A 16,897-nucleotide genomic window follows, 5' to 3' on the forward strand; every position below is an offset into this window, starting at 1 on the left:
AAACAGAGTGAGTAAAACCAATACTATTAGCAGAACAATCGGGCGGGTCCGGCGCGGATGCCATGCACACTGGCATGCCATTCTACCCATGAACGGGTAACGGCCATGAAGAGAGGCGGTGTTGCCATCTGCTGCGGTGCGGTATGCAGCGCAGAGTGCGATGTCAGTAAATTATGCAGTGAGTCAATCAGCGCCAGCTTTTGGGCCGCCAGCGGTAACTGCTGTTGTTCCGCCTGCGCCTGGGGGGCAAGCGTGAAAGAGAGGTGACGAATAACGGTGCGGATGGCGTGCTGATGCCAGTAATCCACGCTGAAGCTCGGGCGCCGTGACGCTTCCTGGAGCCGGATTAAATGATCAAAGCGTGTGGCATTGCCAAGAAAGAGGCTGCTGGCTGGCGATTCAGAGGACGCGTTGGGTTCGGCGCTTTGCGCACAGGCTGGCAGGCCAAAGCTGGCCGCTACCATCCCTAACAGGAGATGAGGCCAGAAATAGCGTCTACCTAATTGTCGCCAGCGCTGAAGAATCCCGATCACAACCTTTCCATCGCGCACGCTCTGTTGCGCTCTTGTTTTCGTGTACCCGCCGCGAGCCGCAACGGATTTCGGCCTGTAAAAGCGCCACAGATAGTAACATTAATGTGGGGCATCCACACCTGGGATTAAAGTGGCGGCGTGAGAAAAGGCGTGTGATTGTTCAGCAATTCAGCAGAACAGACAATGTGTTGCGAGCGACGTCGCAATCGTCAGGAGTATGACAGAAAGCCATAAAAAAACGGCTGGCGCCGCTGACCGGAGAGGGTGTCAGCATAACCAGCCGTTTCACGTTCTGGGGTAGTTAAGCCAGAACCAGATTCGGTGCTTTGAATGCCACTGGCAGTTCAGCTTCGTCTTCGAAGGTCGCCCATTCCCAGGCTTCCTGCTTAGCCAGAACCGCTTGCAGCAACTTGTTATTCAGCGCGTGACCCGATTTAAACGCAGAGAATGCGCCAATGATGTTGTGACCACACATAAACAAGTCGCCAATCGCGTCCAGCATTTTGTGACGAACAAACTCGTCCTCAAAACGCAGACCTTCTTCATTCAGTACGCGGAAATCATCCAGACCTATCGCACAATCTAAGCTACCGCCCAGGCACAGGCCTTTAGACTGCAGATATTCGATTTCACGCATAAAGCCAAATGTACGCGCCCGGCTGATTTGACGAACAAAGGCGTCAGCAGAGAAGTTCATCGCATAGCGCTGTGAGCTGGAGTCGATAGCCGGGTGTTTGAAGTCGATGGTGAAATCAAGCGAGAAACCGTTGTACGGTTTGATCTCGGCCCATTTGTCACCCTCTTCCACACGCACGGTCTGCTTAACACGCACAAATTTCTTCGCGCTGTTGAGCTGCTCGATACCCGCATCCATCAGCAGATAGATAAACGGTGCTGCGCTGCCATCCATGATCGGGATTTCCGGCGCATCGACTTCAACAATAATGTTGTCGATACCCAGACCCGCCAAGGCGGCATTGAGGTGTTCAACCGTTGAAATACGCACGCCTTCATCATTCACCAGGCAGGTACTCAGCATGGTGTCGCGCACGTATTTTGCATCAGCCGGAAAATCTACCGGTGGATTCAAGTCGGTGCGACGATAGATGACCCCGGTATTAGCCGACGCAGGGCGTAATGTCAGTGTGACTTTTTTGCCGGTATGTAAACCGACACCCGTCGCCTGAACAATACGTTTTAATGTCCTTTGTTTGATCATCGCATTATCTCGCAGTATCACCTTTCCGACCGCCAGTATACTTTACCAGCGGACAGACACTTTAGCACAAAGAGCGGATAATCCCAATTATAGGGTTAATCCTAATCGGCCTGCTTACGTAAAAAGGCCGGAATATCAAGATAGTCAGGCTCTTTGTTCGACTGCGCAGCCTGGTCGTTAACGACTTTGGCAGCTGGTTTTTGCTCCTGCGGCAGCGGTGACATACCGTGCTGCTGATAGCGATGATCCATCACTGGCTGGCTGGCTGGCTTGTTGGTGACCAGCGTGATTTCCGGACGTTTGTCCATGCCGATACCGGTTGCCACGACAGTGACGCGCAGTTCGTCATTCATTTCCGGATCCAGAGAGGTACCGATTACAACGGTTGCGTTGTCAGAGGCGAAGGCGCGGATAGTGTTACCCACGGTCTCAAACTCATCCAGACGCAGGTCGAAGCCCGCAGTAATGTTGACCAGCACGCCACGGGCGCCTGACAGATCAATATCTTCCAGCAGTGGGCTGGAGATCGCCATTTCAGCCGCTTCTTCCGCACGATCTTCACCGCACGCAACGCCTGAACCCATCATGGCATAGCCCATTTCGGACATCACTGTACGCACGTCAGCAAAGTCGACGTTCATCAGGCCCGGACGGGTGATCAGCTCGGCAATACCCTGGACTGCGCCTTTCAGCACGTCGTTAGCAGCGCCAAATGCATCCAGCAGGGAAATACCACGGCCCAGCACTTTCAGCAGCTTGTCGTTGGGAATAGTGATCAGTGAATCGACGTGCTTAGAAAGTTCAGCGATCCCCTGCTCAGCAAACGCCATGCGCTTTTTGCCTTCGAAGTTGAACGGCTTGGTAACAACGGCCACCGTCAGGATACCGAGATCCTTAGCCACTTCAGCAACTACAGGGGCTGCACCGGTACCGGTACCGCCGCCCATGCCTGCTGCGATGAAGACCATGTCTGCCCCTTCCAGCGCAGCCCGCAGTGCTTCGCGATCTTCTTCTGCTGAGTTACGGCCTACTTCCGGATTCGCACCCGCACCCAGACCTTTGGTAATGTTATTACCGATCTGAATGGTCTGGCCGACAGCTGTTTTACGCAGCGCTTGCGCGTCGGTATTCACAGCAAAGAATTCCACACCTTCGATACGTTCGCGTACCATGTGCTCTACGGCGTTACCGCCGCCGCCACCGACGCCGATGACTTTAATCACCGCGTCGTTGGTTAATTCCATAGGTTCAAACATGATTTCTCTCCGTTATGTGCCTGTCGCCTGGAGATCACTAAAGAAAACAGCATGATCCCCTTTCACAAAAATTAAAACTCTTTTTTTAACCAACTGTTAATACGCTTGAACCAGTTACCTACTGAGACCCGTTTTTCGGTCTCTGCATCACCGTTCATGTGCGACTCTTTGCCGTAATGCAACAGTCCCACGGCAGTGGAGTAGTACGATTCCTGCGCATAGTCAGTCAGGCCGGTAATATTCAGCGGCTGTCCGATACGCACCTGCGTATGGAATACGCGTTGCGCACAGGCCGCCAGTCCTTCAATTTGCGCTGCACCACCGGTCAGGACAATGCCTGCGGCTAAGTGATGCTTTACGCCCTGCTGACGCAGTTGTTCCTGTAACTGCAGAATCTCGTCATTAACCAGATTCAAAAGTTCGGTATAACGCGGCTCAATCACTTCCGCCAGCGTCTGACGTTGCAGGCTACGTGGTGGACGTCCGCCCACGCTCGGTACCTCAACGTTCTCATCTTTGCCGACAATCGAGCCCAGCGCGCAACCATGACGCACTTTAATCGCTTCAGCATCCGTTGGCGGTGTGCCAAACGCATAGGCGATATCGCTGGTGACAACGTTGCCTGCATACGGAATAACCTTAGTGTGCCGTAAAGCGCCGCCGGTATATACGGCTATGTCCATTGTACCGCCACCAATATCGACAACACACACGCCCAGCTCACGTTCGTCTTCAGTCAAAACGGCAAAACTGGAGGCGAGACCGGCAAAAATCAGCTGATCCACTTTCAGTCCGCAACGCTCAACGGCTTTAACGATGTTCTTCGCCATGTCGTTGTGGCAGGTGATCAGGTGCACTTTCGCCTGCATACGCACGCCAGAAAGCCCAACCGGATTCTTGATCCCTTCCTGATAGTCGATCGCGTATTCCTGAGGAATAACGTGCAGGATGCGATGCTCGTCGCGCACTCTCACCGATTTAGCGGTATGTACGACATTCTCTACATCATCCTGAGTCACTTCCTCTTCTGAAATCGGAACCATCCCGATTTCGTTCTGACAACTGATATGTTTGCCCGATAAAGCAAGGTAGACGGAGGAGATCTGGCAATCCGCCATCAGCTCAGCCTGATCGATGGCGCGCTGAACGCATTTCACCACCGACTCAAGATCGTTTACGCCACCTTTATCCATACCACGGGAAGGACAGCTGCCCACCCCAATAATGTTGACCATACCATCGGGCAGAATTTCCCCAACCAGGGCGGCAACTTTCGCAGTGCCGATTTCGAGTCCAACTACCAGTTTTCTGTCCGTTGCCTTGATCATTGTTGTTTAGCCTGTGCCTGGTTCTGTTGCTGATTACTGTCCTGTGGCTCCATCACGACCGGTGTCCAGCCAACAGAAGCGCCCGAGTCATATCGCAAATCCACGTAGCTGATACGTTTGCTCTCGTTCTGACCTTGCTGTTGCAGTACCGGGTAGAGCTCAATAAAGCGATTCAGTCGTTTCATGGTGTCGCTGCGTCCCAGTTCGATACGTACATCATCACTGGTGACCAGCTGCCATGAACGACGGGCCGTCATTGACGCCACCTTCAGGGTAAACTTCCGGGCTTTTAGCACATCATCCATGCTGTGATAGCCTGCCAGGACCTCTTTCTCACTCCCTTCTGGCCCATACAGCATCGGCAGTGTCTCTTTGCCGACATGACTGGCGGGTACGCTGAAGGCGTTACCTTCTGCATCCACCATATGCAAATCGTTCCAGCGCGCCACCGGCGTATACTCCACCAGGTGGATCTTCAGTTCGTCCGGCCACTGCTTACGCACACTGACCTGTTTAATCCACGGCAGCCGCTCAATCTGCTGCTGCAGAATGTCCACATTCTGTGACATAAACGTGCCGGGCGGACCCAGCGACAAAATCGCCTGTCGAATATCGTCGTGTGTGGTGTAATGCGTCTGTCCTGTCACCACCAGTTTTGACAACGGCAGCCGGGACGCATCGTTCATCCACTTCAGCACCACCAGCCCGCCGGCAACCATAATCCCGATAACGATCAGCAGGAAAAAAATGCCGAACAGTCGGGCACCGTTACTGCGCCCGGTGCGAGTACGCTCCTGCGGTTCACGGTTTCGAACTCTCATCGCCGCCTGTGACATATCAGTCGGCCAACTCCAGAATATGGGCTACCAGCTGCGGGAAGCTCATACCCGCCTGTTTTGCTGCCATAGGAACCAGACTGTGGCTGGTCATGCCTGGTGAAGTATTGGCTTCCAGTAACTGAAAGCGCCCTTCCCCGTCGGTCATCACATCAACCCGTCCCCAGCCACGACAGCCCAGCGCACGCCAGGCCGCCAGCACCAGCTGCTGCAATTCAGCTTCACGTTCAGCACTTAACTCGGCCGGACAGACGTACTGAGTATCGTCAGAAATGTATTTAGCTTCATAGTCATAGAACTCGCTGGCGCTCTTTATTTCTATTGAGGGCAGGATACGATCGCCCACAATCGCGACGGTATACTCCGCGCCGCTGAGAAACGCCTCGACCAGTACGTCATTGTCGTACTTAAACGCCATCTCCAGTGCCGCTGGCAGCGCGTGCAGATCGTTAACACGGCTGATGCCCACGCTGGAGCCTTCACAGGCTGGCTTCACAAACAGTGGCAGGCCAAGCGCTGCAATCGCCGCGTTGCTCTCCTCATCCAGCCCGCCCTCAAACTGCTGACGCGTCAGCCAGACAAATTTTCCTGATGGTAAACCACGACCCTGCCACAGCAGTTTGGTGCGCAACTTATCCATCGTCACCGCCGATGCCATCACGCCGCTGCCGGTGTAAGGCAGTTGCAGGAATTCCAGCACCGCCTGCATCGTGCCATCTTCACCGCCGCGACCATGTAGCGCGATAAAGGCTTTGGTGAACCCCTGCTCTTTTAGCGTCAGCACGGAGACATGGCGGGTATCGATGCCATGTGCATTGATACCCATTTCCCGCAATCCGGCAATCACGGCCTGACCCGAGTTGAGCGAAACCTCGCGCTCTGCCGACGTGCCACCCATTAATACTGCAACTTTATCCGCCATGACGATCCTCCGCTTTGCGTTCCGGCTGGAGCTTCGTGTCCGCCAGCTTGCGGGCAACCTTGCCGACGTTCCCGGCACCCTGTACCAGAATCAGGTCATTGCCTGACAGCAGCGGTGCAAGCATCTCCGGCAGTGCGTCATGTTCCGGCACCAGAATCGGATCGACCTTGCCCCGGTTACGAATGGCACGGCAGAGCGAACGACTGTCAGCGCCTGGAATCGCGGTCTCACCAGCGGAGTACACATCCAGCATCAGCAACACATCGACATGCGACAGTACGTTGGCGAAATCATCAAACAGATCGCGGGTACGGCTATAACGGTGCGGCTGAAACACCATCACCAGCTTTTTATCTGGCCAGCCTGCGCGCGCGGCTTTAATCGTCGCGTCAACTTCGGTTGGGTGATGACCGTAATCATCCACCAGCATCGCGGTGCCCGGTTGTCCATTGACCGGCTCGGTCGGGAATTCACCCAGCAGATCAAAGCGACGACCTGTGCCCTGGAAGCTCTCCAGTGCGGCCAGAATCGCATTGTCTTCGATGCCTTCTTCACTGGCGACGGCGACAGCGGCTGCTGCGTTCAGGGCATTGTGGCGGCCCGGCGCGTTCAGCGTAATCTGCAGCGGCGCTTTATCCTGACGAATCAGAGTGAAATGCCCCTGCGCACCACTCTGCTCGTAGTTTTCAATGCGCAGATCCGCATCGTCACTGAAACCGTACGTGGTGATATGACGGCCCACGCGAGGAAGCAGGTCACGAATAACTGCATCATCCACGCACATCACCGCACGACCGTAAAACGGCAGGTTGTGCAGGAAGTTAATAAAGGTCTGCTTCAGGTTCTCAAAATCGCCCTGATAGGTGTCCATATGGTCAGCTTCAATGTTGGTCACAATCGCCACCATCGGCTGCAGATGCAGAAACGACGCATCGCTCTCATCCGCTTCAGCAATCAGATACCGGCTGTTACCCAGACGGGCATGGGTTCCAGCTGCTTTAACCAGTCCGCCGTTAACGAAGGTCGGATCGAGACCCGCTTCCGCATAAATGCTCGACACCATCGCCGTCGTCGTCGTTTTGCCATGGGTCCCTGCAACGGCAATGCCGTGACGGAAACGCATCAGTTCAGCCAGCATCTCCGCGCGACGGATCACCGGAATGCGCTGTTCACGTGCCGCTACCAGTTCAGGGTTATCCTGCGAAACGGCGCTGGAAACCACGACCACGCTGGCATCAGTCACGTTTTCAGGGCGATGGTTAAAATAAATAGTGGCACCCAGCGCAATCAGATTCTGCGTCACCGGGTTAGGGGCCAGATCTGAACCGCTGATATGGTAGCCTTCATTTGCTAACACTTCGGCAATACCGCCCATGCCAGCACCGCCGATGCCGACAAAGTGGATGTGCCGGACGCGACGCATCTCGGGCACGATAGAACGCAGTTTTGCCAATTGTTGTGTATTCATCGCTCTCTGTTACCTGCTATTTCAGTTTGTACCCAGTCCGGGTACAGGTCAGACGCGCTGACCGGAATGATTACTTTGCGGCGCGAGCCACTTCCTGAGCGACTCGTTCAGTCGCATCGGGGATAGCCACCTGACGGGCCTGTTCAGCCATCGTCAGCAGTGTTGCACGATCCCAGTGGCGTAGCAGATCCGCTACAGCCTCCGCAGTAAATTGCGGCTGCTCAAAAATTCTGGCGGCGCCCGCTTTTTCCAGCGGCAGCGCGTTCCAGTACTGCTGGCGATCCTTGTGCTGAAACGGCACAAAAATGGCCGGTAAACCAGCGGCAGCAACTTCGCTCACGGTTAACGCGCCGGAGCGGCATACCACCACATCAGCCCAGGCATAAGCAGCAGCCATATCATCAATAAATTCGGTCACTTTATGCTGCGTCTGACCGACCTGCTGATACGCTTTCTCTGTTTCAGGCAGCGCCCCTTTACCGGTCTGATGCCACAGGGTGATCTCATCACCCACCAGCGCCGCAATCTGCGGTAGCGTCTGGTTCAGTATCCGTGCGCCCTGACTTCCACCAATCACCAGCACCCGAATCGGGCCATGACGATCTGCCAGACGTTGCGCAGGTAAAGGCAGTGCCAGAACGTCAGTGCGAACCGGATTTCCTACCACGTCGGCGGCAGGAAACGCGCCCGGAAACGCCTGCAAAACTTTGGTGGCGATCTTCGCCAGCCATTTATTGGTCAGACCGGCAATACCGTTCTGCTCATGCAGCACAACCGGAATACCGCAGCTCCAGGCCGCTAAGCCGCCCGGACCGGAAACGTAGCCGCCCATGCCCAGCACGACATCCGGCTTCCACGCTTTCATGATGCGACGCGCCTGACGCCATGCATTGAAGATGCGCAGCGGTGCCAGCAGCAACGCTTTCATGCCCTTACCGCGTAGTCCGCTGATGCGGATAAAGTCGATTTCGATGCCGTGCTTCGGCACCAGATCGGCTTCCATACGGTCGGCGGTGCCTAACCAGCGAACCTGCCAGCCCTGTTCCATCAGGTGATGGGCGACAGCCAGACCGGGAAAGACATGTCCGCCGGTTCCGCCTGCCATCACCATCAATCGCTTACCGCTCATCGACCACCTCGGGTAAACGCCTGCGCTTTCGCCAGGCGCGTTTCATAATCTATGCGTAATAAAAAAACGATGGCGGTCGACATAATGATCAGACTCGACCCACCGTAACTGATCAGCGGTAAGGTCAGACCTTTGGTCGGTAACATACCCGCGGCAGCCCCGACGTTAACCAGCGCCTGGAAGCTGAACCAGACACCAATCGAACAGGCTAAAAAGCCGGAAAAACGCTGATCCAGTTCCAGAGCACGACGGCCAATCGACATCGCACGAAAAGCGACGAAGAATACCATTAAAAGTGCCAATACCACACCGACGTAGCCGAGTTCTTCCCCGATGATGGCGAAAATAAAGTCGGTATGGGCTTCCGGCAGATATTCCAGCTTTTGCACAGAGTTACCGAGCCCCTGCCCCCAGAATTCACCGCGACCAAATGCCATCAGCGACTGAGTCAGCTGGTAGCCGCTACCAAAGGGATCTTCCCACGGATTCCAGAACGACGTCACACGGCGCATACGGTAGGGTTCTGCAATGATCAGCAGAATTACCGCAAAAATGCCGGAGCCGATAATTGCCATGAACTGCCACAGCTTGGCACCGGCCAGGAACAGCATCGCCAGCGTAGTCACAAACAACACAACCACCGTACCGAGGTCCGGCTGTGCCAGCAGTAACACGGCCAGCACGACCATCACGCCCATCGGCTTACAGAAGCCCCAGAAGTTGTTACGCACCTCTTCCACTTTGCGCACCAGATAACTGGCGAGATAACAGAACAGAGAGAGCTTCGACAACTCAGCCGGCTGGATACGCAGTGGACCCAGTGCAATCCAGCGCGATGCACCGTTTACCGAGCTACCAACTACCAGAACAATCAGCAGCATCGCCACCGTGACCATCAGCATCACGTTGCTGTAGCGCTGCCAGAAATCCATCGGCACCCGCAACGTGACCAGTGCCATACCTAATGCCAGCACGATGTAGAAAGCATCACGCTTGGCGAAGTAAAAGAGATCGTCATTCAGACGCTGACCCACCGGCATTGATGCCGACGTCACCATCACAAAACCAATCACCGCCAGGCCCAGCGTGAGCCATAGCAGTGTGCGGTCATAGAGCACCAGTGAAGAGTCATCACTTTCACGTGCGCCCATGACCCAATCTTTCAGGCGTCCTGAGAAATATCCCGCCAGTCCGGCACCAGGAATACGCATCAGCTCAACTCCTTCGCCAGTTGCGCGAACTGCTCACCGCGCTGCTCAAAGTTACGGAACTGGTCAAGGCTGGCGCAGGCCGGCGACAGCAGAACCATATCGCCTGCGTTAACCTGCGGCGCGATCTGCTCCATCGCCTGCCGCATGGTTTCTGTGCGCACGGCGATATCAGGACGCAGCGCGGCCAGCGCATCACCGTCGCGGCCAAAGCAGTAAAGACGCACGTTGTCGCCCTGCAGCCAGGGGATCAGCGGCGTAAAATCGGCTGACTTACCATCACCGCCCATCAGCAGCCACAGCGTTCCCTGAACCTGCAGGCCATTGAGCGCCGCTTCGGTGCTGCCGACATTGGTCGCTTTGGAGTCATTGATCCAGCGCACGCCCTGATGTTCATGGACCAGCTGGAAACGATGCGCCAGACCATTAAAGTGCGTTAAGGCCGCCAGGCTTGAGGCGCGTGGCAGACCGACCGCATCGGCCAGCGCCAGCGCCGCCAGCGCGTTGGTATAGTTGTGCTGTCCCACCATCTTCATTTCAGCGGTGTTCAGGACTTTCTCGCCCTTCACCCGCAGCCAGATGCTGCCTTGCTGCTTATTCAGGTGATAGTCACCAAAATCGACACCAAAGCTGACACAGCGGGTATCTGCGCCGCGGACCGGCATTGTCAGTGCGTCATCGGCGTTAACGATGCAGATCTGTGCATTCTCATAAACCCGCAGCTTGGCGGCGCGATACTGCTGCATACCCAGCGGATAGCGATCCATATGATCTTCACTGACGTTGAGCACGGTTGCCGCAGCCGCTTTCAGACTGTATGTGGTCTCAAGCTGGAAGCTGGAAAGTTCCAGTACATAAAGTTGCGCGGGTGATTGCAGCAGACTCAGCGCGGGCAGACCGATATTGCCGCCAACGCCCACCTGCCAGCCCGCGGCTTTCGCCATCTCACCCACCAGCGTTGTAACGGTGCTTTTACCGTTGGAACCGGTGATCGCCACGATAGGTGCCTGCGCCTCGCGGCAGAACAGCTCAATATCACCGACGATTTCGATTCCGGCTTCGACGGCTTCGCTAAGAATCGGATGCGCCAGCGCGACGCCAGGGCTGGCAACAATCAGATCGGCCGCCAGCAGCCAGTCACCGTTGATGCCGCCCAGGTGACGTTCAACCTGCCCGGGCAATTTATCCAGCCCCGGCGGCGAGACACGGGTGTCCATCACGCGGGGCGTTACGCCCTGCGCTAAAAAGAAATCAACACAGGAGAGCCCGGTAAGGCCCAGCCCGATAATGACAACTTTTCTACCCCGATAGTCAGCCATGATTAACGCACCTTCAGCGTGGCCAGGCCAATCAGCACCAGCATTAGCGAAATAATCCAGAAGCGCACAATGACGCGCGGTTCCGGCCAGCCCTTGAGTTCATAGTGGTGATGGATCGGCGCCATGCGGAAAATACGCTGGCCGCGCAACTTAAACGATCCCACCTGCAGGATTACCGACAGCGTTTCAACCACAAACACGCCACCCATAATCACCAGTAAAAATTCCTGACGCAGCAACACGGCGATGGTTCCCAGCGCGCCGCCCAGCGCCAGTGAGCCGACATCACCCATAAAGACCTGAGCCGGATAGGTGTTGAACCACAGGAAGCCCAGCCCTGCCCCGACGATGGCGGTACAGACAATCACCAGCTCACCGGCGTGACGCAGATAAGGAATATGAAGATATTCAGCAAACTTCACGTTACCGGTGGCCCAGGCAACCAGCGCAAAGCCTGCGGCGACAAAGACGGTGGGCATGATCGCCAGACCATCGAGACCATCGGTCAGATTGACCGCGTTACCCGTTCCGACAATCACAAAGTAGGCCAGCAGCACATAAAACAGGCCTAACTGCGGCATGATGTCTTTGAAAAAGGGCACCACAAGCTGGGTCGCCGGGGTGTCTTTACCTGCTGCATAAAGCCCGAACGCGACGCCCAGAGAAATCACCGACATCCAGAAATATTTCCAGCGGGCAATCAGACCCTTAGTATCTTTGCGCACCACTTTGCGGTAGTCATCGACAAAGCCGATGATGCCAAAGCCGATGAGCACGAACAGCACGCACCAGACATAGGGATTCGACGGATATGCCCACATCAGCACCGAAATGGTGATGGAGGTCAGAATCATAATCCCGCCCATTGTGGGCGTTCCGCGCTTACTGAAATGCGATTCCGGGCCATCGTTACGGACAACCTGACCAATCTGTAATTTCTGCAGCCAGGCAATCAGGCGCGGCCCCATCCAGAGAGAGATAAAGAGTGCTGTCAGCAGGCTGACAATGGCGCGAAACGTCAGATAGGAAAAGACGTTGAAGCCCGAATAAAAAGCGACCAGATGATCGGCCAGCCAAACTAACATGTTCCTTTCTCCTTTAAGCTCTGTACTACCTGCTCCATGGCGGCACTACGCGAGCCTTTTATCAGGACGGTAATTTCTGAGTGTTCGGACAACAATTGACGCAAACGTTCAGTCAGCGCTGTCTTATCGCTGAAATGTTCGCCAGCTTTGCTGTTTTCACTAATAAAATGGCTGAATTTTCCGCAGCTCAGTACGCGATCAATACCTGCATCACGTGCCGCATCCCCGATTTCGCGGTGGCATTTTTCGGTCTCATCACCCAGTTCCGCCATATCGCCGGCGACCAGCACCCGGTAGCCCGGCATCTCTGACAGGACCTGGACGGCGGCGGTCATCGATCCGACATTCGCGTTATAACTGTCATCCAGCAGCAGCTGATGCGCAGAGAGGCGCACCGGGAACAGGCGACCTGGCACCGACTGCAGGTTTTTCAGCCCCTGCTGAACGGCGCTAAGCGGGGCATCTACTGACAGGGCCAGAGCCGCCGCAGCCAGTGCGTTGGCGATGTTATGCCGACCCGGCAACGGCAGCACAATCTCAGCCTCGCCACGCGGTGTCTTCATCACAAAATGAGTGCCGTCCTGCGCAATGCGGATATCACGGGCAGAGAAATCACACGCTGCCGCCTGCGGCGAGAAGCGCCACACGGTTTTGTCCTGCAGCGTGGTCTGCCAGTTTGGCCAGTCGTTGCTCTCCTCGTTGAGAATCGCAATGCCATTCGCCGGTAAGCCCTGAAAAATCTCGCCCTTGGCTTTAGCGACACCCGCCAGCGAACCAAAGCCTTCCAGATGGGCCGCTGCCAGGTTATTCACCAGCGCGCTTTCCGGTTTAACCAGGTCGGTGGTGTAGGCGATTTCGCCCTGATGATTAGCGCCAAGCTCAATTACCGCATACTGATGCTCTGCGGTCAGACGCAGCAGCGTCATCGGCACGCCATAATCGTTGTTGAGATTGCCTGCGGTGTAGAGCGTCTCACCGCACTCACGCAGAATCGCTGCCGTCATCTCTTTAACCGACGTTTTGCCGGACGAGCCGGTCAGCGCCACGACGCGGGCAGTGGACTGCTGACGAACCCAAGCACTCAGTCGGCCAAAAGCAAGTCGGGTATCTTCCACGACGACCTGAGGCACAGAGACAGGTAAATGCTTACTGACCAGTAACGCCTGTGCGCCACTGTCAATGGCCTCTTCAGCGAAGTCATGGGCATCAAAACGTTCGCCCACCAGCGCGACAAACAGACTGCCTGCTGTCACTTTGCGGGTATCCGTCGTTACGTCATTCAGGGTTAAATCACTGCCGTGCAGCGTTCCGACGGTGATCTCCGCAAGCGTTTTTAATGAAACCGGAATCATGCTGCGCCTCCCAGCAGTGCCGCAACCGTGGCACGATCGGAGTAGTCGAGACGGCGATTGCCGATGATCTGATAATCTTCGTGGCCTTTACCGGCCACCAGTACGATATCGTCAGGCTGAGCCTGCATGATGGTGTTAGTGACGGCCTGCGCGCGGCCAGACACCAGCCGGGCGCGGCCCGGATCCAGCAAACCGGTCAGAATATCGTTAACAATCGCCTGCGGATCTTCGCTGCGCGGATTGTCGTCGGTAATCACCACCACATCCGCATATTGCTCAGCAATCGCGCCCATTAATGGGCGCTTGCCTTTGTCACGATCGCCACCGCAGCCAAACAGACACCACAGTTTGCCTTTGCAGTGCAGGCGGGCTGCTTCCAGCGCTTTTTCCAGCGCATCCGGCGTATGGGCATAATCCACCACGACCGTCGGTTTTCCTGCGGCGCTGAACACTTCCATACGCCCGTTGACCGGCTGCAACTGCGGTGCAACGTTGATCAGCGTCGCCAGCGGATAATCCAGTGACAGCAGCGTCGCCAGCGCCAGCATCAGATTGCTGACGTTGAACGCGCCCATTAATGGACTGTTGATTTCTCCGTTGCCCCAGCTGGAGCTGAAACGGATGTGTGCGCCGTTATCGTGGTACTCCACCGCATCGGCTTTCAGCCAGCGGCCATGGCAGCCAGGCTGGAGGTTATTCTCCATGGTGACTGCCACCGCATCCGGTAAGCGCGCCAGCCAGCGACGACCGACTTCATCATCGGCGTTAAGAATCGCCTGCCCGACCTGATGCTCAGAAAACAGCAGCCATTTGGCTGACTCGTAGCTCTGCATATCACCGTGATAATCGAGGTGATCGCGGCTGAGATTGGTAAAGACCGCTGCGGCAAACGGCAGCGCCGCGACGCGATGCTGAACCAGTCCGTGTGACGAGACTTCCATTGCGGTCAGGGTCGCCCCTTTTTCCGCCAGATCGTTCAGCAGATGCTGAACATCAACTGCTGAGCCGGTGGTATTTTCTGCCGCGGACAAGTGACCCACCAGCCCATTCCCGACGGTGCCCATGACCGCGCTGGTTTCACCCAGCAGCGTTGCCCACTGCGCCAGCAACTGGGTCGTGGTGGTTTTACCATTTGTACCCGTAACGCCAATCAGCGTCTGTTTCTCACCCGGCTGCTGATAAAAACGGCCTGCTAAGGCTGAAAGACGCTGAGGCAATTGGGCCAGATAGATAACCGGTACGCCGTGCATTTCACGGATTTCGCCGTCGGCGGCTTCGCCTTCAGCTTCGGCCACCACGGCGGCGACGCCCTGAGCAATCGCCTGCGGGATAAAGCGGCGTCCATCGACCTGATGGCCTGCAACAGCGACAAACAGATCGCCAGAAGCCGCAATGCGGCTATCCAGTGTCATGTCGCGCAGTGGGCGCGCCGGCGCGCCTGGCACCCAGGGGCCGAGTAAGTCGCGCAGGTTACGATCTGTCACTTGTTTCCTCACTTCTGTTAGTCACCAGCTCATTCTTGTCATTGGTCGGTAACGCGTCCGGCTCGATGTTCATGGTGCGCAGTACGCCGCCCATGATGGCACCAAACACCGGGGCAGAAACCGCACCACCGTAATACTTGCCGGCCTGGGGATCGTTGATCACCACCACCAGCGCGAATCGGGGATGACTGGCAGGCGCAACGCCTGCGGTATAGGCAATGTATTTGTTGACGTAGCGACCATCGGGCCCGACTTTTTTCGCTGTACCGGTTTTTATCGCAATCCGATAACCTTTGATGGCCGCTTTGACCCCACCGCCACCAGGCAGCGCCACGCTTTCCATCATATGCATCACGGTTTTCACCAGTGACTCATCGAAAACGCGTTGTCCCGCGACGGGCGGATCCACTTTGGTAATCGACAGCGGGCGATTAATGCCATAGCTGCCAATTGTTGCGTAGACTCGCGCTAACTGTAACGGCGTTACCATTAGCCCGTAGCCGAAAGAGAAGGTGGCCCTCTCTATGTCAGACCACCGTTGTTTTTTAGGGTATAAGCCACTGCTTTCCCCGACCAGCCCCAAATTGGTCGGTTTGCCCAGTCCAAAGCGCGCATAAGTTTCTACAAGCGCTGAGGAAGGCATCGCTAACGCCAGACGTGAAACACCGACGTTACTCGATTTCTGTAAAACCCCTGTCAGGGTCAATTCGTTGTAGCGCGCCACATCCTTGATCTCATGACCATTGACGCGATATGGCACGGTATTCAGGACACTGTTCTCTCTGACCACGCCGCGTTGCAGCGCCGCCATGACCACCATCGGCTTCACGGTCGAGCCAGGTTCGAAAATGTCGGTGATGGCGCGGTTACGCATCAGATCTTTCGGCGTGTTGCCAAGATTATTCGGGTTGTAAGCCGGGCTGTTGGCCATCGCCAGTACTTCGCCGGTATTCACATCCACCAGGACTGCCGTGCCCGATTCCGCTTTGTTAAAGGCCACGGCGTTATTCAGTTCACGGTAGACCAGCGCCTGTAAGCGCTCATCGATGCTGAGAGTCAGGTTATGCGCGGCCCGGCTGTCCACAGAGGAGATATCTTCGATGACGCGACCGTAGCGATCTTTACGCACCGTCCGCTCGCCCGGCGCACCGGTCAGCCATTTATCAAAACTCTTCTCAATGCCTTCAATGCCCTGCCCGTCGATGTTGGTAAAGCCAATCAGATGAGAGGTAACCTGCCCGGCAGGATAGTAACGGCGCGACTCTTCGCGCAGATGAATACCGGGAAGTTTGAGTTTTTTGACGTAGTCGCCGATGGCCGGATTGACCTGACGCGCCAGATAGACAAAGCGGCCTTTAGGATTGGCATTTACGCGCGCGGCCAACTGGTCAAGGGGGATAGAGAGCGCATCAGAGAGTGCCTTCCAGCGGCTGTCCAGCGTGACGCCACCACCGGCGTGCAGCTCTTTTGGATCCGCCCAGATGGCATTAACCGGGACACTCACTGCCAGCGGTCGTCCGGCACGATCGCTGATCATCCCGCGCGAGGTTGGCACCGCCTGAACGCGCAGCGAGCGCAGATCGCCCTCTTTGACCAGCTTGCCAGGATTGATCACCTGCAGCCAGGCAACACGTGACAGCAATCCACCCAGCGCCAGTAAAATACAGCCGCACAGCAACGCAAAACGCCAGCTTACAAAGCTGGCTTTATCTTCCGGTTTCTTCAATTTCAGCGTTCTGCCTGTGCCGCTCATTCGCT

14 protein-coding genes are annotated in these 16,897 nt (G+C 56.1%); all 14 read right to left on the minus strand.

All coding sequences use genetic code 11. From position 1 onward, the window contains the following. Window positions 1-26 precede the first annotated feature (26 nt). Entirely contained in the window at window positions 27-533 is a 507-nt protein-coding gene (gene secM, locus Q7C21_RS05375) for a secA translation cis-regulator SecM (protein ID WP_003854732.1), read from the minus strand. Between the two features lie 301 nt (window positions 534-834). Next, a complete protein-coding gene (gene lpxC / locus Q7C21_RS05380; RefSeq protein ID WP_008925578.1) occupies window positions 835-1,752 on the minus strand; it encodes a UDP-3-O-acyl-N-acetylglucosamine deacetylase in 918 nt (305 codons plus the stop codon). A gap of 101 nt (window positions 1,753-1,853) precedes the next feature. Further along, window positions 1,854-3,008, minus strand: coding sequence for a cell division protein FtsZ (ftsZ, locus tag Q7C21_RS05385; RefSeq protein WP_003854738.1), 1,155 nt, complete (start codon window positions 3,006-3,008; stop codon window positions 1,854-1,856). A gap of 71 nt (window positions 3,009-3,079) precedes the next feature. Then, window positions 3,080-4,336: a cell division protein FtsA gene (gene ftsA, locus Q7C21_RS05390; protein WP_003854739.1), complete on the minus strand. Its 1,257-nt coding sequence runs from the start codon at window positions 4,334-4,336 to the stop codon at window positions 3,080-3,082. Then, window positions 4,333-5,172 carry a cell division protein FtsQ gene (gene ftsQ / locus Q7C21_RS05395; RefSeq protein WP_375150487.1) on the minus strand — a complete coding sequence of 280 codons (840 nt, stop codon included), beginning with the start codon at window positions 5,170-5,172 and terminating at the stop codon, window positions 4,333-4,335. Before ftsQ ends, ftsA begins: the two co-directional genes overlap by 4 nt. Before the next feature lies 1 nt (window position 5,173). Next, complete coding sequence (locus Q7C21_RS05400) at window positions 5,174-6,094, minus strand: D-alanine--D-alanine ligase (RefSeq protein ID WP_008925576.1); 921 nt, start codon at window positions 6,092-6,094, stop codon at window positions 5,174-5,176. Then, entirely contained in the window at window positions 6,084-7,562 is a 1,479-nt protein-coding gene (murC, locus tag Q7C21_RS05405) for a UDP-N-acetylmuramate--L-alanine ligase (RefSeq protein WP_008925575.1), read from the minus strand. Before murC ends, Q7C21_RS05400 begins: the two co-directional genes overlap by 11 nt. Window positions 7,563-7,632: 70 nt before the next feature. Further along, complete coding sequence (gene murG, locus Q7C21_RS05410) at window positions 7,633-8,691, minus strand: undecaprenyldiphospho-muramoylpentapeptide beta-N-acetylglucosaminyltransferase (protein ID WP_003854746.1); 1,059 nt, start codon at window positions 8,689-8,691, stop codon at window positions 7,633-7,635. Continuing rightward, entirely contained in the window at window positions 8,688-9,902 is a 1,215-nt protein-coding gene (gene ftsW / locus Q7C21_RS05415; protein ID WP_003854750.1) for a cell division protein FtsW, read from the minus strand. Before ftsW ends, murG begins: the two co-directional genes overlap by 4 nt. Next, entirely contained in the window at window positions 9,902-11,218 is a 1,317-nt protein-coding gene (gene murD, locus Q7C21_RS05420) for a UDP-N-acetylmuramoyl-L-alanine--D-glutamate ligase (RefSeq protein ID WP_003854752.1), read from the minus strand. The genes ftsW and murD overlap by 1 nt, the downstream gene beginning before the upstream one ends. Window positions 11,219-11,220: 2 nt before the next feature. Further along, window positions 11,221-12,303 carry a phospho-N-acetylmuramoyl-pentapeptide-transferase gene (gene mraY / locus Q7C21_RS05425; protein WP_375150488.1) on the minus strand — a complete coding sequence of 361 codons (1,083 nt, stop codon included), beginning with the start codon at window positions 12,301-12,303 and terminating at the stop codon, window positions 11,221-11,223. Beyond that, entirely contained in the window at window positions 12,297-13,655 is a 1,359-nt protein-coding gene (murF, locus tag Q7C21_RS05430; protein ID WP_286866075.1) for a UDP-N-acetylmuramoyl-tripeptide--D-alanyl-D-alanine ligase, read from the minus strand. Before murF ends, mraY begins: the two co-directional genes overlap by 7 nt. Continuing rightward, window positions 13,652-15,139 carry a UDP-N-acetylmuramoyl-L-alanyl-D-glutamate--2,6-diaminopimelate ligase gene (murE, locus tag Q7C21_RS05435; protein ID WP_039658783.1) on the minus strand — a complete coding sequence of 496 codons (1,488 nt, stop codon included), beginning with the start codon at window positions 15,137-15,139 and terminating at the stop codon, window positions 13,652-13,654. Before murE ends, murF begins: the two co-directional genes overlap by 4 nt. Further along, a complete protein-coding gene (locus Q7C21_RS05440) occupies window positions 15,126-16,892 on the minus strand; it encodes a peptidoglycan glycosyltransferase FtsI (protein ID WP_003854762.1) in 1,767 nt (588 codons plus the stop codon). The genes murE and Q7C21_RS05440 overlap by 14 nt, the downstream gene beginning before the upstream one ends. Between the last annotated feature and the right edge of the window lie 5 nt (window positions 16,893-16,897).

Source organism: Pantoea sp. ANP04, assembly GCF_041982285.1.
GTDB lineage: Bacteria > Pseudomonadota > Gammaproteobacteria > Enterobacterales > Enterobacteriaceae > Pantoea > Pantoea eucalypti.